Here is a 26,669-nt window from a genome sequence, read left to right on the forward strand (position 1 = left end):
GCCGATGCTGGGCATTTCTTCGACCTTTCCACTGCGATTCGCAGAGCAGGGCGACCGCCGGTCGCCCCTACGAGGCGGCGTCGAAGCGGATATCTGTTGCCTTCGCTCCGGAAGAGTTTCACTTCGAGCGCGCCGCAGCGATGAATAATCCGGGCTAGGTGCCGGCCGCGACTGTCCTTCTGAGCCAAGGCGAAGAATCTGCCAAGTGCACCGTACCAACCCGCAGATGCTTCGCTTCGCTCAGCATCACACGCGATGCAGTGTTATTAACGCAGCTCGCTTTCCTGAAAGCCCTCTCTCTACCCATTGCCTTGCCGCGCCGCGGCACGTAAAGCTCATGGTTAATCATGCTCGCGATCTTTGTCGGCCTATGCAGCTCTTTCTGGTTCGCTTTCTCGATGGTTTGCATCAACCGCGGCGTGCTGGCACTGGACTATTTTCGCGGGTTACTGACCAACCTCGGCGTCAACTCGCTGTTTCTCTGGATCTACGTCTTTTTTTTCGAAAAGCAGATTGACCTTTGGGCACCGGCCAATTTGATATTTATCTTGGTCGGCATCTTCGTCCCCGGCCTGGCGCGTTATTTCATCTTCAAAGGCATGGACCGGCTCGGCGCGCCGATCACTTCCTGCCTGACCAACAGCTCGCCGCTGTTTGCCACGCTCTTTGCGATATTGTTCCTCGCCGAGCGGCCCACCGTGACCAACCTGATGGGGACTTTTTCGATTGTCTCGGGCATCGTCTCGCTTTCCTGGAAAGGCGCGCACAAGACCTGGCACACGCGCGACCTGCTGTTCCCGCTGACCGCGGCGTTTCTGTTCGCGGCCCGCGATAACGTGGTCCGCTTCGGTGTGCAGCAGATTACCGCGCCAATCCTGGGCGCGGCCATTGCCGCCACCACTTCGTCCATCACCATGACATTGATGTATTGGCTGTTCGAAGAAAAAAAACCGCTGGCAAAAACCGCGCGGCAAGGCTTTGCCGTCTTCGCCGCCGCCGGCTTCATGAACTTTCTGTCCTACGTCTTCGCTTATACCGCGCTTAGCATGGAACGCGTCTCGATCGTCTCGCCGCTGGTCAACGGCTCAGCACTCTTCGTCCTGCCGCTGACCGCAATTTTTCTAAAAGACGTTGAGACGATCACCGCACGCAAAATCGCCGCGATCTTGCTCGTAATTCTCGGCGTGTTCTTGATCTCGTGGGAGAAGTGGTAGTCGCCGAGTGAATGTCTTGACCTGTTTACATCCGTCTGGGTTATTATGACTTCGATTTTAAATCTAACCATTAAAGACCGCATTATGAAGTTCCAATGTTTATTCAGCCGCGGCGACCGGCACGGACGTGAGGAGTAGCCGGCGTGGCGAGCGTGATACTTTCTCGGCTGGTTCAGGCGGTGCCCTCGCTTTTGGGGGTGACGATCATCGCCTTCGTGCTGCTGCAGTTGAGCGGCGACGTCACGCAATTGCTGCTGCCAATGGAGGCATCCGAGGAAGTGCGCGCCGACTTTCGCCGCGCCTACGGGCTCGACCAACCCATCCCGGTGCAGTACGGACACTATCTAGCGAAATTGCTGCAGGGCGACTTCGGCCAGTCGTTTGCCTATCGGCGGCCGGCGCTGGAGGTGGTGCTGGAGCGGCTGCCGGCCACGCTGGAACTGTCGGCGGCGGCGCTGGTGATCGCGCTGGCGATTGCCATTCCCGCCGGCATCATCTCTGCGGTCAAGCGCAACTCCGTCTTCGACCATCTCTCGATGGGCTTGGTGCTGCTCGGGCAGTCGGTGCCGACGTTCTGGCTCGGCATGCTGATGATTTTGGTTTTTGCCGTGGGGCTGCATCTGTTGCCGGTCTCCGGCCGCGGCAGCTTTGCGCAACTGATATTGCCGAGCGTGACGCTGGCGATGTGGCTGCTAGCGCTGGTAGCAAGGCTCACGCGCTCCGGCATGTTGGAAGTACTGTCCCAGGACTACATCCGCACCGCACGGGCCAAGGGGCTGGCCGAGATGGTCGTGACCACACGGCACGCGGTGCGCAACGCGTTGGTGCCGATCGTCACCGTGGTGGGTCTGCAGGCGGGCGGATTGCTCGGCGGCGCGGTCATGACCGAGGCGGTATTCGCGTGGCCCGGCGTGGGCACACTCGTGCTCGAATCAATCTTGAAGCGGGACTACCCGGTCGTACTAGCGGCGTTAATCATGGTGGCCGTGGCGTTCGTGCTGATCAATCTGCTAGTGGATCTGCTCTACGGCTATCTCGATCCGCGAGTGAGAGCGAGGCCGCATGGGTAACGGCGTCGCAACCGAGACAGCGCTAGCAGCGGCCGAGCAAGAGTCAAACGCGCGCGGCAGTTACCGCGCGCTACGGCGACTGGCGCAGGTGCGCACGGGCTGGATCGGCGCGGCATTGCTGTTGCTCGCGATCGCCGCCGCGCTGGCCGCGCCAATGGTGGCGCCGTACGGTTTCAGCGAGATGTCATTGGCGCATCGATTGCAGCCGCCCGTTTGGCTGAGTGGTGGCACTTCCGCGCACCTACTCGGCACCGATCCGCTCGGAAGGGACATGCTGAGCCGCGTGATCTGGGCCGCGCGCACGTCGCTGGGAATCGCCGGCATCAGCGTGCTGGTGGCGCTGGTTTTTGGAGTGATTATTGGGCTGCTCGCCGGCTACTATGGCGGCTGGCTCGATTCGCTGATGATGCGCCTGGCCGACATGCAGCTCTCGTTTCCGTATCTATTGCTCGCCATCGCCGTGATGGCACTACTAAAACCGACCATCGCCAACCTGATCGTTGTCTTAGCGCTGCGCAGCTGGGTCGTCTACGCGCGCACGGTGCGCAGTTCGGTCCTGGTTGCGAAGCAGCGCGAGTTCGTCGAGGCGGCGGTTGCGCTAGGCGCATCCGACCTGAGAATCATCACGCGCCACCTCGCACCCAGCGCCATCGCGCCGATCATCGTGATCAGCAGCTTTCAACTGGCCGAGCTGATCATCGCCGAGTCGTCGCTGAGCTTCCTGGGCCTAGGCGTGCAACCCCCCACACCAAGCTGGGGCGCCATGCTCAGCCAGGGCCGCGAGTACCTGACCAGCGCCTGGTGGTTGGGTTTGTTCCCCGGGCTGGCGATCATCCTGACGGTGCTCGGCATTAACCTGTTCGGCGACGCGCTGCGTGACGCCCTGGATCCGCGGCTGAAAGTGTAAAGATGCAAATAATGTTCAACGGGCGATCGTGACGCATCCGCTAATAAGCCAATGGCAACAGGCCAGGCCTGCTAGTTTCCCTGCCGGCAAATTGCCGCGCCACGCGCGGCTGGCTCTGCGGTAATCGATAGATGATCGTTTTGCATCCAATCTTTCGACGGTTTAGGTTGGGAGCTAGCTATGAGGCTTGAGGTCGGATCATTTCATATCAAGCGCATCGGGTTCGGAGCGCGGACGGCGGTGGATCACGGAACATTAGTCGTCGATCGAGAAGAGGTCCGGCGCCTGGTGCTGGCCGATTCACACTTTGTCGATGTGCAAGTGCACCTGGTGCGGCCGGGCGAGGCGGTCAGGATCATCAACGCTAAAGACGCGGTGGAGCCGCGCTGGAAAGTGTCTGGGCAGGGCGGTGTGTTCCCTGGTTTTCTCTCTGCGCCGACAACGGTCGGCGAGGGACGGACGCATCGGCTGAGTGGCGTGGCGGTGCTCGAAGTGGCGGCGCCGGTGCCGGGCGAGCAGACCCATTTCCGCGAACAGATTCTCGACATGTCCGGACCCGGTGCGGAGTTTAGCCCGTTTGCGCATACTCTTAATATCGCGCTCGAGTTCACGCCGCACCCTAGCCTGTTTCCATCGGCGTCGGTCGACGCCAAGGATGTGCTGGGCGGAACAAATGAAGCCGAGGACTACAACCGAGCTACCACAACAGCGTGCCTGAAAGTGGCCGCCTACCTGGCGAAGGTTACGGCGGAGCAAACCCCGGACGAGGTGGAAACGTTTGAGCTGACGCCCTGCCCTCCCGAGCTCCCCCTTGTGGCGTGCCTGTACCACACCCAAGCGACCTGGGCATATGGCGCGAAGGTGCCGCTGCCGCTGGGAACGCTCATTCATCCCAATGAACTATTCGACGGCGCTCTGGTCGGCTGGCGGCAAGCGTATCGCGCAACCTACTGGGACCAGAACCACCAGGCTATGCTTGAGCTCTATCGTGAGCACGGCAAGAGTCTTAACTTTGTGGGCTGCGTGCTGTTCTACGATATCACTCCGGAACGGGAGCAGAAGGAACGCGTCGGCAGCGCCGCGGCCAAGCTGGCGCGCATGCTCGGCGCACAGGGCGTGCTCGTGCTTGGTATCAACGGCAGCAATTATGCGATTGATACCATGCTCGCGGTTCAAGACTGCGAGAAGCTGGGCATCAAAACCACGCTCATCTATTTAGACGTGGGCGCCGGCCCGGACGATCCCGGCTTCGTGCACGCCACGCCGGAAGCGGACGCGATTGTCTGCATCGGCAGCCGCGACCGCAAGGTCACCCTGCCACCGACAGCGAAAGTGATCGGCGGGGGACGCCTGGCCAGCAGCTCTATGGACCCGCACGGCGGGCTGACGGTGAACCAGCGCGACATTCACACGTCGTGCAGCAACCAAGGGCTCACTCGGCAGACGACGAGATTTTTTTGAGACGGAGATTCGCCGCAAAAACGCGAAAGACGCTAAATTCGGAGAGGGATTATTGACCACGAAGGACACGAAGCGCACGAAGGTAAGAAAAGAAAATAATTTTCTTTTCCGAACTTCGTGTCCTTCGTGTGCTTCGTGGTAAAAAGGGTTTGGACTCTTAACGCTCGTGCATGGGAGGCGCATATGAGCGCAATTCGTGTTGTACTTTACCTGAATCAGTTCTTCGCGGGACAAGGCGCGGAAGCGCAGGCCGGGATCGGCCCTGGAAAGAAGATTGGCGCGGTCGGTCCGGGCATCGCGCTACAGCACGCGTTGGGCGAGCGCGCGCAAATAGTGGCGACGGTCTACTGCGGCGACAACTACGCCAACGAGCGAGCGAATGCCATTGATGAGATTTTGGAGCGAGTGTCCGAAGAGCGGCCGGATATTTTGATCGCGGGACCAGCGTTCGTCTCGGGGCGTTATGGGCTCGCATGCGGCGCCCTGTGCGCACGGGCGCAGAATGCGCTGGGCATTGTGGCAGTGACCGGCATGCATCCGGACAATCCGGGCGCCGATCTGTACCGCACGAAGGTGCACATCGCGCGCACGCGTGAAAGCGCGGCTGGCGTGGCTGAGGCGGTGAAACTCATGGCGCGGCTGGCGCTGAAGCTTTACGATCGCGAGCCGCTCGGGACACCCCAAGAGGAGGGATATATTCCCACGGGCCGGCGCGTTCACTTCGTCGCGGAGCAAACGGCGGCAAAACGTGCGGTGGACATGCTAATTAAGAAAATCAGCGGTCAGCCGTACACCACCGAGTGGCCCGTGCCCAGCTACAGCCAGGTGACACCGGCACCGCCGCTAAAGGACATCGCGCACGCAAAGATTGCGCTGGTCACCACCGGCGGCGTGGTGCCGCGCGGCAACCCGGACCGATTGGAGTCGGCCTACGCCAGCAAGTGGCTGAAGTACCAAATTGGCGAGCTGAACGATTTGAAGCCGAGCGATTGGCAATCGATTCACGGCGGATTCGACACCACCAATGTGAACGAAGACCCGGACCGCATGGCACCGCTCGACGCGCTGCGTGAGCTGGAGCACGAGGGCGCGTTCAAGGACTTGGCCGACGAGCTGTACACAACCACGGGCAACACCGCGGCGATCCCCACCGTGCGCCGCTTCGCGCAGGAGATGCTCAAGGAGCTGCGCGCCAACGATGTGCAGGGGGTGATCCTCACCTCCGCCTGAGGCTCCTGCTCTCGCGGCGGCGCCGCGATGGCCAAGGAATTCGAAGCAGCCGGCATGCCGGTGGCATACATTACGACATTAGATGGCCTGGCCCGCTCGGTGGGCGCGCCGCGCATCGTGCGCGGCAAGGCGATCACCAACGTAGCGGGCGATCCCAACCTGCGACCGAGCGACGAGAAGGCGTTGCGCAAAGAAATCATCAACAAGGCGCTAAAAGCGCTCACGACATCGGTGGACGAACCGACGGCGTTCGATTGAGAAATGTTCGCCGCAAATTCGGAATGTCTCTCGCAAAAGGCGCCAAGACGCAAAGTTTCGGAGGGAACATTCACCACGAAGGCCACCAAGAGCACAAAGATAAGAGAAGTAAGTTTTTCCGAACTTCGCGACCGCAGCCTGTGGCGGGCGAAGTCAAACCCTGTGCTTCGTGGTGAGAGAGCAGAGTTCTGGCCCCCGACAAGTTTTGCACGCCGCACAAATTATCAACGATAGTAGCAGAGAAGAGGAGCAACGATGATGGGTCATTGGGTTAGAAGAACAAAGATACTCGCATGGACAGTAGCGCTGGCAATGCCCGCCGCGTCGCCGGCGGTCCATGCGGCGGTGCCGGCGCAGTGGACATTGGCAGTAATTGAAGAGACAACGTCCGTGGAGCCCGGCACGGCTTCCGCAGCCAACGCCACGGTACTGGTGCTGCGGCACATGTTTGAACCGCTGGCGGCGTACGAGGGCACGCCGTTCAAGCTGACGCCCAGGCTCGCCAGGTCGTGGACGGTGAAGGACAACCGCTGGGAGTTTAAGCTGCGCCAGGGCGTAAAGCATCATGACGGCACGCTCGTCACCGCCGAGGACGTCAAATATTCGCTCGACATCTACCGTCAGGATGGCTCACCGCGCAAAGCCAACACCGCGGGCATCACCAACGTCGAAGTCGTAGACCCGCAGACCGTGCGCATCACCACCGATGGCCCGCGCCCCGGCCTGATGGCTAACATGAGTCTGCTGCTGATCATGCCCAAGAGAACAAGAGAAAAGATGGGCGCCGAAGAGTTCGCCAAGAAGCCGGTGGGCAATGGAGCGTACAAGTTCGTCGAGTTTGTGCGCGGCCAGCGGCTGGTGATGGAGGCCAATCCCGACTATTACCGCGGCCGCGTGCAGCCGAACCGGCTGGTGCTACGGACGATTACTGACCCGGCGACGCGGGTGGCGGAGCTGAAAACCGGCGGCGTGCAGATTATTCAGGATCCATCGCTGGCGCAGCTAAAGGAGCTGCAGAGCGATCCGAACACGGAGTTAAAGATGCTCAAGGGCGGGCGGCTGATCATCCACCCGTTCAACACCACCGAGCCGCCGTTTGACGACGTGCGCGTGCGCCGGGCGGTGAACTACGCCGTCGATCGCGCGTCCATTGTTCAGAAGATTCTGGAAAACTACGGCGAGCTATTACGCGGGCCTTACAGCTCGGCCTGGCCGGGCTATGATCCCAAACTAGCTCCGTATCCGTACAATCCGGCCAGGGCCAAGCAGCTCTTGGCGGAGGCGGGCCATCCGAATGGGTTTGAGGTGTCGTTTAGCATCACCAGCGGCGCATTCCTCAAGGACCGCGATATCGCCGAGGTCATCGCCAGCCAGTTAGCTGAAGTAGGCATCAAAGTGCGGCTAGTACCCACCGAGCGCGCCGCGCTGCAAACCACTTGGCTCGCGGGCGACTTCAAGGGGATGACTTCGGTAGCCTGGGGCACCGCCGCCGATCCCGACGCGATGCTTGGCTGGACGCTGTACCAGCGCAAGGGTCACAAGCCCGATGAAAAGTTAAACGGGTTGATCGACAGGAGCCGCAAAACTGTGGATCCTGACCAGCGCGCCAAGATTCTGAAAGAGTTGGGCCACTACGTGCACGACCAGGCATATTGGCTGTTCATGCACGCCCAGGACGAACTATACGCCAAGCGCAAGGACCTGCCCTGGGAGCCCGTGCCCGAGGGCCAGAGCTTTGCGAACGTGCGGTACTACACTTTGACGCCGCGGTAGTCAGGGTAGAGTACTCAGCAGTGAAGCGCTTGAGAAATCAGTGCTACGCTGGCAATGGTCCCGGATCTTTCCAGTAGTTTTTGTAGTACCACTCGGCAATGTCCCAACCGGTCGTGCGCCAGACGCCATCGTGGGAGCACATGTAGTCGAGTGCTTTGTCGAGATACTGGATCCGATAGGGCAAGCCGATCACGAACGGATGCAGCGGCAAACATAACACCCGCCCGCCGCTGGCGCTGTCTTTGTAGAGCGTGTCGAAGTGGTCGCAGACCATTCGGTAATACTGTTCCGCGGTGTGGTTTTCGCGAATGAAAACGCGAATGTCGTTGACACCGAGCTCGTAGGGCACCACTAACATGCGGCCGCTTTTCACGCGCATGGGCGTCGGCTGTTCGTCGTTGCCCCAGTCGCAGACGTATTCGAAGCCCTCCGCGGCCAAGTGATCGGGGGTGCCAAAGGTTTCGCCCAAGCCCGGACCCAACCAACCCTTGGGCGCCTTGCCGGTCGATCTGGTAATAATCTCCTTGACCTTGCGAATGATCCCCAGCTCTTCGTCGGGCTTGTAGTCGAGCATCGAAACGCTGTTGGTCATGCCATGGCCGAGCCATTCCCAATTCCTTTTATTGCCCTCTTCGATGATCGGCGGGTGCTGTTCGCAGACCTCCGCGTTGAGCAGCACGCTGGCGCGAATTGAATATTTGTCGAGCACCTCCATGATGCGATAGACACCCACCCGCGAGCCGTAATCGCGCAGCGTGTAGCCCGGCACATCCGGCGCATGGTTGCTGCCCGAGCCGCGAATCGGTTTATCGAAATGAAAGTACTCTATGTTGGGCGCCACCCAGAGCGCGATGCGGCCGTGGTTGGGCCATTCGATCTTGGGCCGGCGGATGATCGGCGAGTAGTCATAACGGGGGTTTTCTTTGGCCATGGTCCTCGAGCGTCCTTTCCAAGGCAACATAGGCGTTGTACTCATAGGCATCGAGCACGCCGTTGCTGCTCCGTTTAGCGCCGACTAACCAGACGGCGACCACTTTGTCGGCAATCGAATGATCCAGCAGGTACGCGTCCGCAAGCGCGGTGCCTTGGCCGCCCATGATCACGACCAACGGCCGCGATGGCGTCGCCTGGCGCGCTTCGTTGACGATCAACCAACTGCCCGGGGTGCCAAGAGGCGCGGTATCTTCGATGATGCCCGATGCCGGCCGGCGTGATTTCAAACTGATGCTTGGCCCCGCCGTCGGATCGGGAATGTTTCGCATACCGCTGCGCCGAGCTTTGGCCACGAGCTCACGGCGCTCGCCCAGCACTGTGTTCTCTGGCAGCGGAACGTAAGGTGGATGTTCGCCGTAGCTGCTCGTAGAGATGATGCCGCGCAAATTAATGATGCCGGCGCTTGCCAGCGCCATGATATAGGCATCGGTGTACCCGGATTCCACAGCGCCGTCGTTGTCGTAAATCACCGGACTCGTGGTGTCAAAGGGAAGAGTCGCGGAAGCGGCGTCCGATGAGGGCAATAGCAAAAAAACATCGTCAAAAGGAAAAATGGCAAACCCACACGCCGCATAGGCACTCCTTGTCTATGGCCTCCCTGCCCGATTCGAGACTGACGTGCTGTAGTTGTCAAAACCGGAGCGGTAATACAGTGCGCCGGTAGGATGCGAAATCACGATCGCGAGGTCGACTCTAGAGTAGGAGGAAACCTTTGTCCAGCAAATTCCACAACTAAAGTCTTGGCGCCATTCTGTGTTGGCGGGAAATGACCTAGAGTGTCTGGCAGTGTCTCAACGGTTCGAAAGATCTTTCGAATGGCCTCCCAGTAGCTTGCATCGGGCACGAGTACATCGATACAAATTACTCGTAACGCAGCGCCTCGATGGGGTCGAGATTCGCGGCCTTCCTGGCGGGGTAGAAGCCGAAAAAAATCCCGACGGCACCGGAGAAGATAAAGGCGATCGCCACGATGGTCGGGTCGATCACCGTCGGCCATTGCGCCCAATTTTTTAGCAGCTCCGAGGTCCCGATGCCGAGCACGATGCCGAGCACGCCGCCGGTGGCGGCCATGACCACGGCTTCAACGAGAAATTGCAGCATGATGTCTTTGCCGCGCGCACCGACGGCCATGCGGATACCGATTTCGCGGGTGCGCTCGGTGACCGACACCAGCATGATGTTCATGATGCCGATGCCGCCGACCAAGAGCGAAATGCCGGCGACGCTGCCGAGCAGTATCGCCATCACCCGCGCGGTGCTCTGCGCCGCTTCGGCGATGTCGGATAAATTGCGCACGGTGAAATCGTCTTCGCGGCCATCGGCGACGCGATGACGCTGGCGCAAGAGCAACGTGATCTGCTCCTGCGCTTCGCCAACTTTCTCGGCGCTGACCGCGCGCACGACGATGCTCTGGACGTAGGTTATACGCATCAGCCGCTTCTGCATCGTCGTATAAGGAATCATCACCGTGTCGTCTTGATCTTGCCCCTGGCCGGTTTGCCCCTTGGAGCCGAGAGTGCCGACGATGCGAAATGGGATATTACGGATGCGGATCACCGCGTCGAGCGGGTCTTCGTTGCCGAACAGATTGCGCGCTACGGTCTGGCCGATGAGCGCGACTTTGGCGGCGCTGTCGACGTCACCCTCATGCAAGAAGCGGCCGGATTCAACCACCCAGTCGCGAATCTGTTGAAACTCGGGCGCCACGCCCTGCACTTGCGTGCCCCAGTTCAAGTTGCCGGCAATCAACTGCTCTTGCCGGCGCATCACCGGCGAGGCAAAGGCGACCGAGCGCAGCTCACGGGCGATCGCTTTGGAATCGCCGTCGACCAACGTGTTGACGTTGCCGCTGCCGGCGCGCACGCCGCCTTGCAGGTTACTGCCGGGCAGGATCACCAGCACGTTGGTGCCCAGCGCGGCAATCTGCTGGCGCACCGTCGATTTCGCTCCTTCGCCGATGGCCACCATGGCGATCACCGCGCCGACGCCAATAATGATCCCCAGCATGGTTAGGAACGCGCGCAGCTTGTTGCGCGCTAGCGCCCGTAGCGCGATGCGCAATGTCATGAGAGCTTGCATGGTTGCCTCGATTCGTGGCTCGTGCTCGTGGGTCGTGTTCGCAGACCCTAGCGAGCTACGAGCACGAGTCACGATCCCTTATCCCTCCAGCTGCGCCATCACTTGTTGATTGGCCTTATCCGAAATCACCTGGCCGTCGCGAAAGACGATCTGTCTTCTTGCGTGCTCGGCGATGTCGGTCTCGTGCGTGACAAGAATAATCGTGATCCCCTGCTCGTTGTTCAGTTTTTGAAACAGCGCCATGATCTCGTTGCTGGTCACGGTGTCAAGGTTGCCGGTGGGTTCGTCGGCGAGGATCAAAGACGGCTTGTTCACCAGCGAGCGGGCGATGGCAACGCGCTGTTGCTGGCCACCCGAGAGCCGGTTGGGCGTATGGTCGAGCCGCTCGCCGAGCCCGACCAGTTCTAAAACTTCCACCGCGCGCTGATGTCGCTCTTTGCTGGCGTAGCCGTTGTACATCATCGGCAGCTCGACGTTTTCCAGCGCCGTGGTGCGCGGCAAAAGATTGAATCCTTGAAACACGAAACCGATCCGTTTGTTGCGAATATGCGCCCAATCGTCGGCACTCAACGCCCCGACCTCTTCGCTCTCAAGCCAATATTTGCCGCTGGTGGGTCGATCGAGGCAGCCCAGAATATTCATGAACGTCGATTTGCCCGAACCCGAAGAGCCCATGACCGCGACAAACTCGCCGCGCTCGATGGTCAGATAGATGCCGCGCAGGGCGTGCACTTCGACGTCGCCCATGTGGTAAGTCTTAAACAGATTCTCGACGCGAATGACCTGGCTCATCGGAAGCGCGGCGGCTGCGCCTGAAAGGGGTTGGTCACACCGCCCTGCGCTTGGGTCCCGGTGCTGCCCAAGCCGATGATGACTTTGGCGTTTTCGTCGAGCGGCCCTTCAACCACCTCGGTCTTCGACCCGTCGGTGATGCCGACCTTGACGTCCAGCGGCTGCGCCTTGCCGTCTTTCAGCACATAGACCTTCACGTCGCGCACGCGCCGCCCCTCGCCGCCGCCGGTACCGCTGCCGCCGCCGCGGCTGGTGCGCCGCTGCGAGATGCGGCCGCCGACTCGCTGCTGCTCCTGTTTCAGCAAATCTTGCGCCGCATCTTTCTCTTCCGATGGCCGGAAGCGCAGCGCGATGTTAGGAATCGTCAGTGTGTCTTCCTTTTGTGCCACGAGAAACTGCACATTGGCGGTCATACCGGGCTTGAGCAAAAGTTCCTTGTTGTTGATCCGCACTACCGCGATGTACGTCACCACACTCTGGACTACCTGCGGTGCGTTGCGCACCTGGTGCACCTTGCCGCGAAAGCGCCGCTGCGCATGGGCATCGACCGTAAAAGTCACGTCTTGCCCTTCGCGGATATTGCCCACGTCGGCTTCGTCGACGTTGGTGTGCACTTCCATCCTGGTGAGATCGTTGGCGATGCTAAACAGCGTCGGCGCCGACAACGAGGCGGCCACCGTCTGGCCGACGTCAACGTTGCGCGAGATCACCAAACCGTCCACCGGCGACTTAATCACCGTGTTATTGAGATCGACGGTGGTTTGGTTGAGCGCCGCCTGGGCCTGGCTGATCTGCGCTTGACTCACCTGCAGTTGCGCCATCGCCGCGTCGTAAGCGGTTTGCGAAGCGTCGAGCTCGCTCTGCGCCATGACGTCGCGCTTGCGCAATTCTCGGTTGCGCTCGAGAGTGCGCAGCGTGTCAGCGGCAGTAACTTTGTTTCGTGCATGGGTTGCTTGCGCTGACAACACATTCGCCTTGGCCTGATCCACCGAAGCCTTGAATTTATCTTGATTCAGCTGGGCCACTACTTGGCCGGCTTTTACTTTGCTGTTGAAGTCAGCATTGAGCTTCTCGATGGTGCCGGAGACCTGGGTGCCGACTTGAACGGTCACCACCGCTTGCAAAGTGCCCGTCGACGATACCACTTGACGCACGTTGCCGCGGCTTACCGGCGCGGTCAAATATGGCGGCTCCTTGGGAGCAGCGTTCATGGTCCAGTAAGCGTAGCCGGCGCCGCCGGCCGCCAAGAGCAGGACTGCCGCGATGATGGTCTTCTTAAACTTCATACTTCTCCGCGCAGCAGGCGCAAAACTTTCGACGCAAAGTCATTGGGGTCGCGCTGCGTCATACGCCGATAGGTCAGACCGGTGGTGATCTCTGCATTGGGCTCCTGATCTTCGATGACTTGGGTCAACTGCACTTGAAAGCGTGACACCTGGGGCGCGCCGGTCATCTCGTATTCCAGCTGGTGCACGGTGCCCTTGAGGTAATAGTTCACGGCATGGTCGGAAATCAGCAGCGTGACTTTGCCGGCGTTTCTCAGGTTCCTCGCAGTGGTGCTGTCTTTCCACAGTGCCATATCCAGTAGCGAGCGTCCCTTGGCGACAATCTCGTAATAGGAAAGCAGCGCCGGGTGCGCCCAGCCGGCCTCATCGATGGTAAAGATCGGAATGATCTTGCCCTCGTGGGCGCTTACTTCAGCACCGCTTAGGCGCCGCAGCAGCGCCTCGGTCAGTTCATTGCCTAATAGCTGCGACATTGAGCCTCTTTCTTATCAGACGATCGAAAAACTATTCCGTCTACTGGCGGCCAATCGCGTTGATCACCTGTGCCACCGCCAGTTTATAATCGATGATCGAGTTCACATGATCGATTTGCGCCGTCGTCAACGTCACCTGGGCCGTGGTCACGTCGACGATGGTTGCATAGCCCACCTGATAGCGAGCTTCCTGCAGTTCCAGGTTTTGCTTTCCCGCCAATACCGCGGCTTCGTTGGCATTGACGACATCGCGCAGCGCGACCAAGTTGAGGTAATTGGTCTCGACCTCCAAGGCTACTTGCTGGCGCTGCGCGCGCAGTTGCTCTTTGGTCGAGCCATGGTTGGCCAGCTCTTCCTGCAACTTGTAGGTCGTCTGAAAACCGTTGAAGAGCGGGATATTGAAATTTAAGCCGACACTCCAGTTGGGCTGCAGCGGAAATAGATCTGCGCCGCTGTTGCTGCCGTTCCACCCATAGCTTGAGTTAAAGGTAAAATCCGGCAGGTGGTTGCGGCGCGCCACGGCGATCAATTGATCGCGCGCCCGTAGGTCAGCGCTAAACTGCAAGAGCTCCGGTCGATGGGCGAACGCCTCCTCTTTGGCCTGCTCCAGCTTCAGTGGAAACGGCGCCAGCGATAAATCTTCGGCAAGCGGTTGCTTAGCGAGCTCATCCACCCCCATGGCGTTGCGCAGCTCTGCCCAAGCGACATCGACATCTTTACGCGCCTGGATCAAGCGCGCCTGTGCGGTGAAAAGGTTGGCCTGCGCCTGCGTCACGTCGCTGCGCGGCCGGGTGCCCACTTCGTAGAAACTCTGGGTTTGCTTGAGAGTAGCGGCACGATTTTTTACCGTATCGTCGTTGACGTTCAATAGGGCGTTGCGCTGCAATACCCGATAGTAGGACTGCTTTACCAGGAGGGCGATGTCGTTGGATGTCGCTTGGTAGAAAAACTGGCGCGCATCGAGGGTCTCACGCGCCGCCTGCACGGTGCCTTCGCGTTTGCCAAAATTGTAGAGGGTCATGTCAAAGCCGATCCGGCTCGAGAGCGAATCGGAGGTCTGGGTGGCCTTACCACCTCTGTTAGTAAACCCGTTATCGAACGTCACGACCGGATAGTAGGCCGACATGCGCTGCTTCACGATGGCGTCTTGGGCGAAAGTCTGAAAGCCAGCGGATTTGATCCTGGAATGGTTGTCCAAGCCAATCCGCACGGCCTCCTCAAGCGTTAAAGGTTTGCTGCCGGCCACCGTTCCCGGCGAAACGCCGACATTGGGCATTGGGACTACCGTCGTGCTGGCGGCGGCGTACGCATCTGGTGCACCCGCCGTGGCGATCCAAGCCCAGAGCGCAGCCAACACGGCCCAGCGAAGAATTGGTCCCCTTGCCTCTTTCACACTCATAGAAGTTTTATAACCTGCTTTGCGACAAAGACAAAATCCGCGACCGAAGGAGCGACAGCAGCCCGTCGATCACTAGCTCAAAACCAGCTCCTGGCGCTTGCCGAAACCTTGGGCGTTGTCAATGTAGAAAAGCTTCTCGGGCGTCACGCAGTAAAATTTGACTTTGAGGAAAGCTTTGTAGAAGACCCCGCTGTTGGGGTCGCTGAAGAGCTTGATCACGTCGGGATATTTGCGCGCGTAGATCGCCATCGCTTTGGTTTTCTCCAAAATGCCGTCGACCAAATCAACGCGCCCTTCGAGCTGAACGCCTTTGATCTCGCGCCAATCGCCATAGTCTTCCTGAATCGTCACCGCCACGCGCCCGTTGCTTGTAAAGTTCTGGCAATGGCGCGACTCGGGCGCCGAAAAGAAATAGAGCCTGAGCTCGTCGCTGGCGTAAAATACTGTCGAGGCCCAAGGCATATCGCCAGAGCTGGTTGCTAACGTCATCGTGTTATGGCTTTTCAAGTAGTCGTACACCTGTTGTTTGAGCGCATCCGACATGGGTTCGCCTCGATCGCGTTAATGATCCAGGTTACCACCTTCCGCGTCAGAAAAAAGCTTTCGTCGGGCGGGTCTTGACCCAAGCAGAGTGCCAACCGTTGACGCTGGCCGCCCGACAATGTCGCGCCGCGCTCGCCCAAAACCGTGTCGTACTTCTCCGGCAGCGCCATGATAAAGTCGTGGGCGCGCGCTTGCGCCGCGGCAGATGATTGAACAGATCGCGCGCAGCCGGTGTACCAGCTCGTAGCCGATGCGCGAGGTGAGATAGACATGGGAATAAGAAAACACCCCGCCCAAAATAGCGATGGCGACGATGCTCAGAGAAAGCACAATCACGGCGAACACGCGGTCGCCCAAAATAAGATCGCCCAAGCCTCCCATGCCATTCAGCAGCGCCGGCAACGGCTTTTCCAAGAGCACGCTGTCGATGATCAGCTTCAACGGCCAGGGCGCCAAAAGCTGAGTCAGCGCGTAGCCCAGGACGCAAAACACGCCCAGCGCAATTTTGCCAGTGCCAAGCCCTAGATGATGTCTGGAACAAAGTCCGGCGGCGGGAATTACCGTTGAAACATCAGGGGCTTAGCTAAGACCAAGGTCGCACACATGAGAGTTTGCGTGGAGCCATCGGCAAAGCGCCTGGGGGAAATCGACCGGTGGATTTGCCCTTTTCAGGGGCAAATGCGCCGATCGCCTAGCGGGCGCGCTGAATTATCTTCTCGTCAGCGGCGCGCGCCGCAGCGCGGTGAGATCGCGCGCGCCGACGCACAGCATACTGACTTTGAGCTCGTGAATGACTTTGCTGATCGCTTCGATCACCGCATCTGCGGATTCGATCGCTGCGGCTAGCAGCGGTTGTCCGAAGGCGCCGATGTCAGCGCCCAACGCGATGGCTTTGGCGATGTCGACGCCGGTGCGGATGCCGCCTGAAGCGACGAGGGGAATCTCCGGCATGGCTTGGCGAATCGACACCAGCGCTTCTTCCGTCGGAATGCCCCAGTCGGCAAAGCTCGTGTCCGCGCGTTGGCCTGCTTGGGCGGCGCGCTGCGCTTCGACGGCCGACCACGATGTGCCGCCCTTGCCGGCGACATCGATCGCTCTAACACCCGCCTGAACCAAACGGCACGCCACGTCGACCGCAATGCCGTTGCCGACCTCTTTGGCTATCACGGGCACTTCGATTTCAAGGCATACGGTAGCGATCTTGTCGACCAGGCCCTTAAAATTTCGATTACCTTCGGGCTGGACGGCCTCCTGCAACACGTTCAAATGAAAAATCAGCGCGTCGGCGCCGATCATTGCCACTGCGCGCCGGCACTGCTCGATGCCGTAGCCGTAGTTCAACTGCACCGCGCCGAGATTGCTGCAGAGCAAAATATCCGGCGCGACGTCGCGCACCTGAAACGAGCTCACTGCCGACGGCTCTTCGATGGCAACGCGCTGCGAGCCCACACCCATGCCGATGCCCAAGGCTTGCGCGGCGGCCGCCAAATTGCGATTGACCTTGCGCGCCAGGTCGAAGCCGCCGGTCATCGATGAAATCAAGATCGGCGCGCGCAGCCGTTTGCCGAGAAAGCTCGTCGATAGATCGAGCTCGTCGATATCGAGCTCGGGGAGCGCGTTGTGAACGAAGTAATAGCGATCCAATCCGGTGCGCGATGGACCGGTGACGCGCTCGGTATCGAGGCAAATTTCGAGGTGTTCTTTTTTGCGTTGCTGGGTTTTGGTGAGGGCTTTACGCACCCTGCGCGCTGGCATAGCGAAGTCGTTTCGAGTTCCGCGTTTAGAGTTCCTGGTTGCGGCTTGGTGTCAAATTCGCCGACGGCGTCCTGGGAAAGTGCTGAGCTCCTCTTCGCTGCATCGGCAAGAATGGATCAGCGCTTCTTGGCGGCGCGCCGCGCCTTGGCCACGTCGATCGTCGTCGTCTTGCCCGCGTCCGGGTGGCGGCTCATGCCGTCGTCGTCCCAGCGGTGGAACAACGACACATCGATATCGAACTGATCGAGAATGCGCGCGACAGTTTGATTGATCACATCGTCGAGCGTCTTGGGCCGATGATAGAACGCCGGCACCGGTGGAAAGATCACCGCGCCCATTTGCGTTAGCGTCACCATCGCTTGCAAGTGGCCCAAATGCAGCGGGGTTTCGCGTACCACGACAACCAGCTTCTTGCGCTCCTTGAGCACCACGTCGGCGGCGCGGACCAAAAGATCGCCGCCTAGAGAATGGGCAATGCCGCCCATCGATTTCATCGAGCAGGGCGCGATCACCATGCCGGCGGTGCGAAACGAGCCGCTCGAAATACTCGCACCGACGTTGTTGATGTCATGAACCACGTCGGCCATCGCCTCGACGTCTTTGACGGAATAGGGCGTCTCGACCTGGATGGTCATCTTGCCGGCCTTGCTTAACACCAAATGGGTTTCGATGTCATCGACCTTCGAGAGGATTTCCAGCATGCGCACGCCGTAGATCGCGCCGGTGGCGCCGGACACGGCGATAATCAGTCGTTTCTTTTGATTCAATCTAATATTCCCCGCAGCTTGCTGCGGGCTCCATCAAATAGGGTTTCAAAAGGGGCGAGCATCCCCTTTGGTCGTCTGCTGGGTCAACACCCGGCAGACGAAACACCCTTGGGTTATTGGACAAATTCCAGGGTCAATTGATCGCCGTCGTTCACTCTAAACTTATCTTTCAGCCGCACCGGCGCAACCACTTCGATCTTGTCGGCGGGATAGTCAGAGACTGCCGGCAACAATATCGCGCCGCGCACCGAGCGATTGCCCATCAAAACCGGACGCGTGATATCGACCAGAAAAATCTGCGCGCTGCACGCTCCCGCCTCGGTCGGCAGCTCGACTCCGGTTATTTCTTTCTGCGCGCGTTGCCAAATCAGCGCGTCATCTTCCGTGCGCGGACGCAGGTTCAGGGTCGCGGGAAAGGGCGCGTAGCCCAGAGTCTGCAGCAGCGCCTGTTGCACCCAATCCAGCGCCATGAAAACCGACGCTCGGCCGAGATCGGAGAACACCGTGCCGGTCAATTTGAGGTTCATCGTCGCTGCAATCTAATGACCCGACAGCGACGCCGCCTTGCCGCCGCGCCGCACTTTGATCACTTCACCGAGAATCGACAATGCAATCTCCGCCGGAGTCTCCGTGCCAATATCGAGGCCGATGGGCGCGTAGATGCGTTCGATCGCTTCCTCACCAACCTTGTCTTCGTCACGAAAGCGTTGGAAACAGGCTTTGATGCGCCGCTTGCTGCCGATCATGCCGATATATTTCGCCTGGCTGTGCATGATCACGCGCAGGCAGGGCTCGTCGTAGGCATGGCCGCGGGTGATCAGCACGATGTAACAAGCCGGCGAGATGGTCATGTCTTTTAACATCTGTGCCATGTCGCCGACCAGAACTTGATCCGCGTCGGGGAAACGCTCGCGATTGGCAAAGGCGATGCGATCGTCGGTCACCGTGACATGGAAGTCGAGAACCTTGGCCATTTGCACCAGCGGCACGGCGATGTGACCGGCGCCGACGACAATCAACCGCGGCGGCTCGGGCATGACTTCAAAAAACACTTCGAGCTTGCCTTCACTGCCAGGAATTTTGAGCTCGACGAGCTGGGATTTTTCCGCGCGCAGATGTTTTTCGCTTTCAACAACGATCGCCTGAACGATCTTAGCGTCGCCAATCGTATGCACGCGCGCCTGGCCGTCGCGCACCAGACACTTGGCACCAGCCTCGACGGCAAACTTGCCCTCGACTTCAACGACGGTCGCGAGCACCGCGGCGGCGCCCTGCTCGTTGATCTGTACCAGCTCTTCGGAAAGCGAACTCATTTTGCGCCCGCCGCCTCCTGATCGCGCTCCTTCCACCACGGGTCAATGAAAACATTCATAATGCCGCCGCACACCGCCGGGCTATCCGACGAAATGTCGTCGAGCAAATCGACGCGCACGGTGCGCGGCTTGCGCGTACGGATGACTTCGATGGCCTCGCGCTTGACGTCCGCTTCACCGCAGCCGCCGCCGATGGTGCCGAGGATTTCACCCCAGGCGGTCACCACCATCTTGGCGCCCACTTCGCGCGGCGTCGAACCCTTGGTCGACACGATGGTCGCCACCGCCAAAGTCTCGCCCTTGTCAAGAAACTCTTTGACTTGGTGATAGACGGTATCTTTTTTCTTGCCGTCGAGATCTTCACCGGTATAACAAGCGCCAGGACCAGCCATGGGTCACCTCCGTTCAAATTTGCGGATGGAGGATGGAAGATTGAGGATCGCTGAAACTCCGATCCGCCATTTTCAATTTTCCATTGTCCATTTTCAACTATTACGCAACCATCTTCTGCAACGTCCGCCCAAGGGCGACGAGACTGTTCACGTTGTGCACCGACAAAAACAAATCGAGATACGGCAGCGCCGCCTGCATGCCTTTGCACAGCGGCTCATAGTTGTCGCTCGCGAGCAGCGGATTGAGCCAGATAATCTTCTTGGCGCGCCGCTTGATGTCCTGCATCTCGCGCTCCAGCAGGCTGACGTCGCCGCGATCCCACCCGTCGCTGATGATCACCACTACTGTGCGGGCACTGACCATGCTCGGGGCAAATTGGCGGTTGAACGTGTGCAGCGAGCGGCCGATGTTGGTGCCGCCCGACCAACCGAGTATGCTGCCGGAGATTTTTTCCAGGGCGTCAACGATATTTTTGGTGCGGATCAAATGGGTAATGCGCGACAGCGACGTGCTAAAGACAAACGTCTCGACGCCCCACAGCTCATTTTGCAGACCGTACATGAACTGGATCAAAAAACGGCTGTAGCAATCCATCGAGCCGCTGACGTCGCAGAGCAAGATCACTTTGGTTTTCTTGATGCGTCGTTTGCGATTGACCAGTTGGACGACTTCGCCGCCGTATTTCATGCTCTTGCGCATGGTCGAGCGCGGGTCCACGGTGTCGCCCTTGCTGCCGACTTTTTTCCGCCGGCTGATCTGCGTGGCGATTTTGGTCGCAATCAACAAAATCGCCCGGGCAATGGCGCGGCTCTCTTCGACGCCCATCTCGCTGAAGTCCTTGCGATTCATCAGCTCCTGGGCGCTATAGGTGGGCACGGAAAACTCGTCGAGGTTTTCTAGCGGAATATTTTCCTGCGCCATGGCTTCAGCCAAGGCCTCCTCCAAGCCACCCTCTTCGTCGCCACCCTCGGAAGCCTGTGACTCGGTCGGCGTCCCCTGAATCTCCATGGTCTCCATCTGCACGCGCTCGTAGGCCTGCTCGCGCCAGAAGCAATCGAACAGCGTATCAAAAACCGGGAAATCTTCCTTTTGTGAAATCAGATTGGAGCGCAATAGCGCGCGAAAGTCGTCTCGCTCAGCAATGTCGACAAGATCGGACGAGCGCGCCGCGTCGAGCACCTGGCTCAAGCTGACTTTGACGCCGAGCTGCTTCAGCGCCCGCCCAAAGGCCATCATGTTGGGCAGCGTGCCGTGGCCGCGCACGGAGGAAACGCCGCTGACGGCCGCGGCGATCTGTTCAGGAGTGATTTCCATGACTCAATAGAAAACTAACTCACCAACTCCGGCGACATTCTCAACAATGTATCCAAATTCAACTGCTTATTCTCCACTTGTTCGCGCAGGTGGTGCAAGTCTTCACGATATTTAAAAACGCAGCCCATCGTCTCCACCACGCTCTGATCGTCGAGGCTCTTGCGATTGAGCGCAATCAACGCCGACGCCCAGTCCAAAGTCTCCGCCACCCCCGGCCGCTTGTAGAAGTTCATCTCGCGGACTTTTTGCATGAAGGCGCAGATCTGCTTGGCCATGTTGCCCTCGACTTCGGGGAACTTGGTCGTGATAATTTCGTATTCCTTCTCGAAGCTCGGGTACTCGATCCAATGATACAAGCAGCGGCGCTTGAGCGCGTCATGAATTTCCCGCGTCCGGTTCGAGGTCAGAAAAACGTACGGCCGATGCTTGGCCGCGATGGTGCCCAATTCGGGAATCGTGATCTGAAAATCGGAAAGCACTTCGAGCAGGAACGCTTCAAACTCCATATCGGCGCGATCGATCTCGTCGATCAACAACACCGGCGGATTGGTGCCGCTGGTCTGGATCGCTTCGAGGAGCGGTCGTTTCACCAGATAGTCTTCGGTAAAGATCTCGGTTTCGACTTTTTGCTTGTCGCCTTTTTCGATCTCTTCGAGCTTGATGTGCAGCATCTGCTTCGGATAGTTCCACTCGTAGAGCGCCGTGTTGGCGTCGAGCCCTTCGTAGCACTGCAAACGAATCAACTTGGCGCCCAGCACCTTCGACAGCACCTTGGCGATCTCGGTTTTCCCGACGCCGGCTTCACCTTCCAAAAGCAGCGGCTTGCCCATCACCAGCGAAAGATAAACGACCGTTGCCAAAGACCGGTCGCAAACGTATTTTTCGGTGCGGAGAATTTCTTGGACTTTTTCGATGGATAGTTGGTTTACGTTCACGCGTGCCTCACGTTGGGAAATTCTGACAAACCCGAAATCGAATCACCATACTCCGTTTCCGGATATCGATCAATGTCAGCAAGCGGCCGATTTAGCTCGACTAAACGAGTTTCTCTTTGCCGTCCCACTTCTCAGCCCAGTCCTCTTTGTCGAGCTGTGGGTCGAGATAGGCGAGGCGAAAATCCGAAACTCCCTCCCGCAGAGTAAATGAGTTACGGTAAGCGCCGGCACCGCCATCGGCGTTCGCCGGCAGCTCCTCTTCCAATGTTAAAGCACCACCCGGGCCCTCGCCTTCGCGATCAAAGCGCAGGTTGATCTTGGCCATGCCGCGGCCGCCCATGGCGACGGAATAGGCCGAAATGAAACTCAGCTCTTTTTCCTCGCCTTGGTAATAAATGGAAGCATCCTGGGGCGCTGGTCGTAGTGGATACGACGAGCGAATGTAGCTCCCCAACAGATCCATCACTGAACGCAGGTGCTGATTCTTTTCAAATACGGCTTCGGTCTTTTTCGCAGCTCCTTGGCCCAGCGACATGGCAGCGTAGAGCACCACGCCCAGCAGCGCAAATAGCGAGAGCGCCAGCATCACCTCGATCAAGGTGAAGCCCGTGCGGCTCGCCAATTTTTGCGAAAGCCTCATGACTCTACGGCTTCTTACGCACCAGGCGCAAGGTTTTGAGCTCAACGCGCCGCTCGCGGCCACCGTCGTCGACGGATAGCTCGAGGGCAACCTCTTTAAGTTCCAAGTTTGAGCCGAGATTGAGCGACGGTGTCGGCTCGCGCAAGGTCTGCACCTGCAGCTTCCAACGGCCTTTTTCTTGGTAGGTGCCCTGCTCGCCGCCGTCTTCCATTTTCGATTTGGCCAAGACGTTGTCCATGATCAAGCGACCGTAAGCCAGGGCCTCGGTCTGCACGGTGCTCTTTGAACCCAATCGCAAGCCCAGTGAAAACACTTCGAGCAGAGTCACCACGCCGATGCCGACGATGGTCATGGCCACCAGCACTTCGAGCAACGTGAAGCCGCCGGCGCTCTGATATCCACGGCTCGTTTTCATGAGCGCTCATCGTGCAGCACTTCGACCCGGCCGGTGAGCGGGTGCAAGCGCACCGAATAGGCGGCGCCATCGCCGCCGACGCGAATCGTGCCGCCCAAGTTACTGCCGTTGGGAAAAAACAGAAATTGGCGCAGGTCGCGCTCGGTCGTCTCACCGCCTTGGACGTCGATGAACCTCAGGTTGGCCGCCAACGACACTTCTTGCCCGGAGGGCCCAACATAGGAGTTGCTGGCGAGATTGAGGGTCAACTGCTGCGGATAGCCTTCGGTACGGGCGCGATCGCTCGAATCGCGCGCCACGGCTGCAAGAGTGACGGCGGTTTGGCGCGCTTCGCGACTTTTTAGCCCCCGCTCAATGGCGGGCACAGCAATGACACTGCTGATCCCCAGAAGTACCAAAACCAGGATCAGCTCGATCAGCGAAAAGCCATCGCTATTTTTCCCAACTCGTAACATCGCGATTATCGCCATCACCGCCGGCGGTGCCATCGGCGCCATAGGAAAGCAGATCGAATGCGCCATGATCGCCGGGGCTCTTGTAAACGTAGGCTTTGCCCCAAGGATCGAGCGGCATGTCTTTTTTCAAGTAAGGCCCATCCCACTTGTCGACACTGCCGGGTTTGCGCACCAGCGCGTCGAGGCCCTCTTCGCTGGTTGGATAACGGCCAATGTCGAGGCGAAATGTGTCGAGCGCCGTGCCCAGCAGCTCGATCTGCGCCTTGGCCGCCTTGATCTTGGCCTTTTCCTCCTGCCGGATGAAGCGCGGACCCACCAGGGCCGCCAAAAGACCGATGATGATCATCACGACCAGTAGTTCGACGAGGGTAAAACCACTATTGCTTCGGGTAAATTTCATAAACTTAGAATGGTAAATCATTGATACTAAAAATCGCCAACAACATCGAGATCACCACCACGCCAATGATCAGACCCATGGTGAGAATCAGCGCCGGCTCAAGGATCGACGTCAGCCGTTTGGTGGTGCGTTTGACGTCCTGGTCATAGTGTTCCGCCACTTCGTTGAGCATGGTTTCGAGCTTGCCGGTCTCTTCGCCCACCGAAATCATACTCAAGGCCAAGGTTGGGAAAAGTCCGCTGTCGCCCAGCGGCCGCGCCATTCCCTTGCCCTCACGCACGCGCACCTGCACTTGGCTGATGGCCCGCGATAGCAAAGTGTTGCCGATCACTCCTTGCACCGTGCCGAGCGCCTCGAGCAGCGGCACACCGCCGCGCAACAACGCCGCCAAGGTGCGCGAGAAACGCGCGGTTTCGAACTTGCGCACGAGCTCGCCCAGCAGTGGCAACCGCAAACTCAGCCGGTCCCACTCGCCGCGCCCCTCGGGCGTGCGCAGATAGTAAACGCCAAAGACCACCAGCACAATCAGGCCCGCCAGAATAAACCAGCCATAGTGGGTCAACAGTTGGCTGAAGTCGAGCACGACCTTGGTAATCCAAGGGAGCGCCTGGCCGACATCCTTAAAAATCACCGAAAACTTGGGAATGACGTAAACAAACAACACCGTCAAGGACAGGCCGGCGGCGCCGGCCAAGATCACCGGATAGATCAACGCCGATTTCAAGTCCTCTTTCAACGCCAGCGAACGTTCCAGGTATTCGACCAGATAGCGCAGCACGGCGTCCAAGATGCCGCCCGCTTCACCGGCGCGAATCATGTTCACGTAAATCTTTGGAAAGACGTCGGGGTGCTCGCCCATGGACGCCGCCAGCGACTTGCCGGCGCGCACCGCTTCCAAGAGCGTGCGCATGACCCGGGTAAAGTGCTCGCCTTCGATCAGGCTGCCGAGAATCGACAAACTGCGGTCGAGTGGCAGGCCGGCGGCGAGCAGCGTGCTGAGCTCCTGGGTAAACTGCAAAAGCTCGGTCTGGGTGATCTTGTTGCGCTTGAAAAGCGGCGCCCGCGCCTCGTGTCCGGCGAGCGCGCCTTCGCGCGGCAAGGTGATGCGCAGCGGCACGCAGCCCATTTCGCGCAGGCGCGACACGACGCTCTGCTCCACCTCGGCTTCCATGATGCCTTCGACGATCTTGCCGCCCTGGTCGGCGGCCCGGTATTGGGAAAAAGCCATGGCGGAGCTCAGCGCAGGACTCTTTGCAAACTTCGTTTCGCGGGGTGATGGCGTGCTGGAGTGTTGGAGTGTTGGGTGTCGGATGTGACTAAGTCGAATAACGCGACTGACAAGGCACGAAACCCAATATTCCAGTACTCCATCACTCCAAGTGTTCCTACACTTCTTCCCGCGTCACGCGCAGCACCTCTGCCAGGGTCGTCACGCCCTGCGCGACCTTGTCCCAACCATCGTCGCGCAAAGGCCGCATGCCTTGCTGTATGGCCAAATTGCGGATCGAGCCGGCATCGGCGCGCTGAACAACGATTCTGCAGATCTCGGCGGTCGCGGGCAGCAATTCATAGATGCCAATGCGGCCTAGGTAGCCGGTGCCGCTGCAATTTTCACAACCGCCCGGTTCCCACATGACGGCGTTGCCGTTGCCAAACTGCTGCTTCAACTCGAAGTCGCGGCTATCGACGCCGGCAAACGGCACTTCCTTGCGACAGCGCGGGCAGAGCCGGCGCACCAAACGTTGCGCCAACACGCCCAACAAGGACGACGCCAAAAGATAGTCCTGCACGCCCATTTCCAAAAGCCGCGAGATCGCGCCGGCGGCGTCATTGGTATGCAGGGTCGAGAACACCAGGTGACCGGTGAGCGCCGCTTGCACGGCGATCTCCGCCGTCTCGGCGTCGCGGATTTCGCCGACCATGATGACATCGGGATCCTGGCGCACAATCGAGCGCAAGCCATTGGCGAAGGTCAAGCCGATCTGCGGCTTGACTTGGATTTGATTGACGCCCGACAACTGGTATTCCACCGGATCTTCAATGGTGATGATTTTCTTGCCCGGGTCGTTGATCTTTTCCAGCGCACCGTAAAGCGTTGTCGTCTTACCGCTGCCGGTGGGTCCCGTGACCAGAATCATGCCGTGCGGCTTGGCGATCATGTCGTTGAACTGCTGCAGTAACGTCGGCGGGAATCCCAAGGAATCGAGTTGGGTAAAAATCTGCGAGCGCTCGAGCAAACGGATCACCACGCTCTCGCCGTAGAGCGTTGGCACCGTCGCGATACGCATGTCGACGTCCTTGCCGGCGAGGCGAATCTTGATCCGGCCATCCTGCGGCAGGCGGCGCTCGGCGATGTTCAACTGCGCGAGAATTTTTAGGCGCGAGATCACCGCCGCTTTTAACTGCTTCGGCGGCGATTCGACCTCGTGCAAGATACCGTCGATGCGGTAGCGAATCTTGAGTTGGTTCTCGAACGGCTCGATGTGCACGTCGGAGGCGCGGCTCTCAAGCGCGCGCACGAGCATCTGGTGGCCCATGCGGATGACCGGCACCTCGGAGGCCATGTCGCGCAGATGGGCGACGTCTTCGTCGTCGACGGCGCCTTCGATTTCCCGCGCCACGCCCGGCACGCCCGCTTCGCTGCCGCTGCCCGGACCGAATAAGGCCTCAATGCGCGAAGTGAACAACCACCGCCTAAAAGGCGGTGGCATCGGATAACGGACTGAAAGTCCTGGTTCCGGCTAAGAGCCGGCTCAAAGTCTCCGCCCTCAGGGGCGTTTGTAGACGGCCTTAACCGTCTACTT

29 protein-coding genes are annotated in these 26,669 nt (G+C 59.3%); 7 read left to right on the forward strand and 22 right to left on the reverse strand.

Annotated elements, in window-relative coordinates; genetic code table 11:
• The first annotated feature begins 347 nt into the window (after nt 1-347).
• From FJ145_23950 to FJ145_23980, 7 genes are all read left to right on the forward strand, one after another.
• Nucleotides 348-1,214 (forward strand): DMT family transporter, encoded by an 867-nt coding sequence (locus FJ145_23950; protein ID MBM4264467.1) that lies wholly within the window; start codon nt 348-350, stop codon nt 1,212-1,214.
• A 143-nt stretch (nt 1,215-1,357) separates the two neighbouring features.
• Entirely contained in the window at nt 1,358-2,284 is a 927-nt protein-coding gene (locus FJ145_23955) for an ABC transporter permease (protein MBM4264468.1), read from the forward strand.
• A complete protein-coding gene (locus tag FJ145_23960) occupies nt 2,277-3,191 on the forward strand; it encodes an ABC transporter permease (protein MBM4264469.1) in 915 nt (304 codons plus the stop codon). The genes FJ145_23955 and FJ145_23960 overlap by 8 nt, the downstream gene beginning before the upstream one ends.
• Nucleotides 3,192-3,371: 180 nt before the next feature.
• Nucleotides 3,372-4,652 (forward strand): beta-aspartyl-peptidase, encoded by a 1,281-nt coding sequence (locus tag FJ145_23965; GenBank protein ID MBM4264470.1) that lies wholly within the window; start codon nt 3,372-3,374, stop codon nt 4,650-4,652.
• Between the two features lie 183 nt (nt 4,653-4,835).
• Nucleotides 4,836-5,882 (forward strand): glycine/betaine/sarcosine/D-proline family reductase selenoprotein B, encoded by a 1,047-nt coding sequence (locus FJ145_23970; GenBank protein ID MBM4264471.1) that lies wholly within the window; start codon nt 4,836-4,838, stop codon nt 5,880-5,882.
• 27 nt (nt 5,883-5,909) lie between these two features.
• The gene (locus FJ145_23975; GenBank protein ID MBM4264472.1) at nt 5,910-6,140 is read left to right on the forward strand and encodes a hypothetical protein; all 231 of its coding nucleotides are present in this window, start codon (nt 5,910-5,912) and stop codon (nt 6,138-6,140) included.
• A gap of 255 nt (nt 6,141-6,395) precedes the next feature.
• The gene (locus FJ145_23980) at nt 6,396-7,913 is read left to right on the forward strand and encodes a hypothetical protein (GenBank protein ID MBM4264473.1); all 1,518 of its coding nucleotides are present in this window, start codon (nt 6,396-6,398) and stop codon (nt 7,911-7,913) included.
• A 43-nt stretch (nt 7,914-7,956) separates the two neighbouring features.
• On the opposite strand, the gene FJ145_23985 is transcribed toward FJ145_23980, so the two are convergent.
• The 22 genes from FJ145_23985 to FJ145_24090 form a co-directional block, all read right to left on the reverse strand.
• Nucleotides 7,957-8,844 carry a polysaccharide deacetylase gene (locus FJ145_23985; protein MBM4264474.1) on the reverse strand — a complete coding sequence of 296 codons (888 nt, stop codon included), beginning with the start codon at nt 8,842-8,844 and terminating at the stop codon, nt 7,957-7,959.
• Nucleotides 8,819-9,376 (reverse strand): hypothetical protein, encoded by a 558-nt coding sequence (locus FJ145_23990; GenBank protein ID MBM4264475.1) that lies wholly within the window; start codon nt 9,374-9,376, stop codon nt 8,819-8,821. The genes FJ145_23985 and FJ145_23990 overlap by 26 nt, the downstream gene beginning before the upstream one ends.
• A gap of 391 nt (nt 9,377-9,767) precedes the next feature.
• A complete protein-coding gene (locus tag FJ145_23995) occupies nt 9,768-10,985 on the reverse strand; it encodes an FtsX-like permease family protein (GenBank protein ID MBM4264476.1) in 1,218 nt (405 codons plus the stop codon).
• 78 nt (nt 10,986-11,063) lie between these two features.
• A complete protein-coding gene (locus FJ145_24000; protein ID MBM4264477.1) occupies nt 11,064-11,777 on the reverse strand; it encodes an ABC transporter ATP-binding protein in 714 nt (237 codons plus the stop codon).
• Nucleotides 11,774-13,063, reverse strand: a complete 1,290-nt coding sequence (locus tag FJ145_24005; protein ID MBM4264478.1) for an efflux RND transporter periplasmic adaptor subunit — start codon at nt 13,061-13,063, stop codon at nt 11,774-11,776. The genes FJ145_24000 and FJ145_24005 overlap by 4 nt, the downstream gene beginning before the upstream one ends.
• Nucleotides 13,060-13,536, reverse strand: a complete 477-nt coding sequence (locus FJ145_24010) for a hypothetical protein (GenBank protein MBM4264479.1) — start codon at nt 13,534-13,536, stop codon at nt 13,060-13,062. Before FJ145_24010 ends, FJ145_24005 begins: the two co-directional genes overlap by 4 nt.
• A gap of 40 nt (nt 13,537-13,576) precedes the next feature.
• Entirely contained in the window at nt 13,577-14,935 is a 1,359-nt protein-coding gene (locus tag FJ145_24015; GenBank protein ID MBM4264480.1) for a hypothetical protein, read from the reverse strand.
• A 72-nt stretch (nt 14,936-15,007) separates the two neighbouring features.
• Complete coding sequence (locus tag FJ145_24020) at nt 15,008-15,478, reverse strand: pyridoxamine 5'-phosphate oxidase (protein MBM4264481.1); 471 nt, start codon at nt 15,476-15,478, stop codon at nt 15,008-15,010.
• On the reverse strand, nt 15,439-15,750 hold the full coding sequence (locus FJ145_24025; protein MBM4264482.1) for a hypothetical protein: 312 nt from the start codon (nt 15,748-15,750) through the stop codon (nt 15,439-15,441). The genes FJ145_24020 and FJ145_24025 overlap by 40 nt, the downstream gene beginning before the upstream one ends.
• 436 nt (nt 15,751-16,186) lie before the next feature.
• Nucleotides 16,187-17,233 (reverse strand): type 2 isopentenyl-diphosphate Delta-isomerase, encoded by a 1,047-nt coding sequence (locus FJ145_24030; GenBank protein MBM4264483.1) that lies wholly within the window; start codon nt 17,231-17,233, stop codon nt 16,187-16,189.
• A gap of 116 nt (nt 17,234-17,349) precedes the next feature.
• Entirely contained in the window at nt 17,350-18,000 is a 651-nt protein-coding gene (locus FJ145_24035) for a UbiX family flavin prenyltransferase (GenBank protein MBM4264484.1), read from the reverse strand.
• 113 nt (nt 18,001-18,113) lie between these two features.
• Entirely contained in the window at nt 18,114-18,527 is a 414-nt protein-coding gene (locus FJ145_24040) for a DUF120 domain-containing protein (protein ID MBM4264485.1), read from the reverse strand.
• 12 nt (nt 18,528-18,539) lie between these two features.
• On the reverse strand, nt 18,540-19,313 hold the full coding sequence (locus tag FJ145_24045) for a hypothetical protein (GenBank protein MBM4264486.1): 774 nt from the start codon (nt 19,311-19,313) through the stop codon (nt 18,540-18,542).
• A complete protein-coding gene (locus FJ145_24050) occupies nt 19,310-19,705 on the reverse strand; it encodes an XdhC family protein (protein ID MBM4264487.1) in 396 nt (131 codons plus the stop codon). Before FJ145_24050 ends, FJ145_24045 begins: the two co-directional genes overlap by 4 nt.
• Nucleotides 19,706-19,805: 100 nt before the next feature.
• Nucleotides 19,806-21,020, reverse strand: coding sequence for a VWA domain-containing protein (locus tag FJ145_24055; protein ID MBM4264488.1), 1,215 nt, complete (start codon nt 21,018-21,020; stop codon nt 19,806-19,808).
• A gap of 14 nt (nt 21,021-21,034) precedes the next feature.
• Nucleotides 21,035-21,955, reverse strand: a complete 921-nt coding sequence (locus FJ145_24060; GenBank protein ID MBM4264489.1) for a MoxR family ATPase — start codon at nt 21,953-21,955, stop codon at nt 21,035-21,037.
• A 100-nt stretch (nt 21,956-22,055) separates the two neighbouring features.
• On the reverse strand, nt 22,056-22,595 hold the full coding sequence (locus tag FJ145_24065) for a prepilin-type N-terminal cleavage/methylation domain-containing protein (protein ID MBM4264490.1): 540 nt from the start codon (nt 22,593-22,595) through the stop codon (nt 22,056-22,058).
• Nucleotides 22,596-22,599: 4 nt separating this feature from the next.
• Entirely contained in the window at nt 22,600-23,010 is a 411-nt protein-coding gene (locus FJ145_24070; GenBank protein ID MBM4264491.1) for a prepilin-type N-terminal cleavage/methylation domain-containing protein, read from the reverse strand.
• A complete protein-coding gene (locus FJ145_24075) occupies nt 23,007-23,531 on the reverse strand; it encodes a prepilin-type N-terminal cleavage/methylation domain-containing protein (protein MBM4264492.1) in 525 nt (174 codons plus the stop codon). Before FJ145_24075 ends, FJ145_24070 begins: the two co-directional genes overlap by 4 nt.
• Nucleotides 23,443-23,886 (reverse strand): type II secretion system protein GspG, encoded by a 444-nt coding sequence (gspG, locus tag FJ145_24080; GenBank protein ID MBM4264493.1) that lies wholly within the window; start codon nt 23,884-23,886, stop codon nt 23,443-23,445. The genes FJ145_24075 and gspG overlap by 89 nt, the downstream gene beginning before the upstream one ends.
• Complete coding sequence (locus FJ145_24085; GenBank protein MBM4264494.1) at nt 23,870-25,093, reverse strand: type II secretion system F family protein; 1,224 nt, start codon at nt 25,091-25,093, stop codon at nt 23,870-23,872. The genes gspG and FJ145_24085 overlap by 17 nt, the downstream gene beginning before the upstream one ends.
• A 157-nt stretch (nt 25,094-25,250) precedes the next feature.
• Nucleotides 25,251-26,576 (reverse strand): type II secretion system protein GspE, encoded by a 1,326-nt coding sequence (locus tag FJ145_24090; GenBank protein MBM4264495.1) that lies wholly within the window; start codon nt 26,574-26,576, stop codon nt 25,251-25,253.
• Nucleotides 26,577-26,669: the final 93 nt, after the last annotated feature.

Source organism: Deltaproteobacteria bacterium (genome assembly GCA_016874755.1).
Taxonomy (GTDB): Bacteria; Desulfobacterota; Binatia; order UBA9968; family UBA9968; genus DP-20.

Excerpts from the sequence above, each read along its gene's own strand:
- FJ145_23950 (MBM4264467.1), top strand. The coding sequence starts at position 348 with ATGCTCGCGATCTTTGTCGGCCTATGCAGCTCTTTCTGGTTCGCTTTC.
- FJ145_23960 (MBM4264469.1), top strand. The coding sequence starts at position 2,277 with ATGGGTAACGGCGTCGCAACCGAGACAGCGCTAGCAGCGGCCGAGCAA.
- FJ145_23965 (MBM4264470.1), top strand. The coding sequence starts at position 3,372 with ATGAGGCTTGAGGTCGGATCATTTCATATCAAGCGCATCGGGTTCGGA.
- FJ145_23970 (MBM4264471.1), top strand. The coding sequence starts at position 4,836 with ATGAGCGCAATTCGTGTTGTACTTTACCTGAATCAGTTCTTCGCGGGA.
- FJ145_23975 (MBM4264472.1), top strand. The coding sequence starts at position 5,910 with ATGGCCAAGGAATTCGAAGCAGCCGGCATGCCGGTGGCATACATTACG.
- FJ145_23980 (MBM4264473.1), top strand. The coding sequence starts at position 6,396 with ATGATGGGTCATTGGGTTAGAAGAACAAAGATACTCGCATGGACAGTA.
- FJ145_23985 (MBM4264474.1), bottom strand. The coding sequence starts at position 8,844 with ATGGCCAAAGAAAACCCCCGTTATGACTACTCGCCGATCATCCGCCGG.
- FJ145_23995 (MBM4264476.1), bottom strand. The coding sequence starts at position 10,985 with ATGCAAGCTCTCATGACATTGCGCATCGCGCTACGGGCGCTAGCGCGC.
- FJ145_24000 (MBM4264477.1), bottom strand. The coding sequence starts at position 11,777 with ATGAGCCAGGTCATTCGCGTCGAGAATCTGTTTAAGACTTACCACATG.
- FJ145_24005 (MBM4264478.1), bottom strand. The coding sequence starts at position 13,063 with ATGAAGTTTAAGAAGACCATCATCGCGGCAGTCCTGCTCTTGGCGGCC.
- FJ145_24010 (MBM4264479.1), bottom strand. The coding sequence starts at position 13,536 with ATGTCGCAGCTATTAGGCAATGAACTGACCGAGGCGCTGCTGCGGCGC.
- FJ145_24015 (MBM4264480.1), bottom strand. The coding sequence starts at position 14,935 with ATGAGTGTGAAAGAGGCAAGGGGACCAATTCTTCGCTGGGCCGTGTTG.
- FJ145_24020 (MBM4264481.1), bottom strand. The coding sequence starts at position 15,478 with ATGTCGGATGCGCTCAAACAACAGGTGTACGACTACTTGAAAAGCCAT.
- FJ145_24025 (MBM4264482.1), bottom strand. The coding sequence starts at position 15,750 with ATGTCTATCTCACCTCGCGCATCGGCTACGAGCTGGTACACCGGCTGC.
- FJ145_24030 (MBM4264483.1), bottom strand. The coding sequence starts at position 17,233 with ATGCCAGCGCGCAGGGTGCGTAAAGCCCTCACCAAAACCCAGCAACGC.
- FJ145_24040 (MBM4264485.1), bottom strand. The coding sequence starts at position 18,527 with ATGAACCTCAAATTGACCGGCACGGTGTTCTCCGATCTCGGCCGAGCG.
- FJ145_24045 (MBM4264486.1), bottom strand. The coding sequence starts at position 19,313 with ATGAGTTCGCTTTCCGAAGAGCTGGTACAGATCAACGAGCAGGGCGCC.
- FJ145_24050 (MBM4264487.1), bottom strand. The coding sequence starts at position 19,705 with ATGGCTGGTCCTGGCGCTTGTTATACCGGTGAAGATCTCGACGGCAAG.
- FJ145_24055 (MBM4264488.1), bottom strand. The coding sequence starts at position 21,020 with ATGGAAATCACTCCTGAACAGATCGCCGCGGCCGTCAGCGGCGTTTCC.
- FJ145_24065 (MBM4264490.1), bottom strand. The coding sequence starts at position 22,595 with ATGAGGCTTTCGCAAAAATTGGCGAGCCGCACGGGCTTCACCTTGATC.
- FJ145_24070 (MBM4264491.1), bottom strand. The coding sequence starts at position 23,010 with ATGAAAACGAGCCGTGGATATCAGAGCGCCGGCGGCTTCACGTTGCTC.
- FJ145_24075 (MBM4264492.1), bottom strand. The coding sequence starts at position 23,531 with ATGGCGCATTCGATCTGCTTTCCTATGGCGCCGATGGCACCGCCGGCG.
- gspG (MBM4264493.1), bottom strand. The coding sequence starts at position 23,886 with ATGATTTACCATTCTAAGTTTATGAAATTTACCCGAAGCAATAGTGGT.
- FJ145_24085 (MBM4264494.1), bottom strand. The coding sequence starts at position 25,093 with ATGGCTTTTTCCCAATACCGGGCCGCCGACCAGGGCGGCAAGATCGTC.
- FJ145_24090 (MBM4264495.1), bottom strand. The coding sequence starts at position 26,576 with ATGCCACCGCCTTTTAGGCGGTGGTTGTTCACTTCGCGCATTGAGGCC.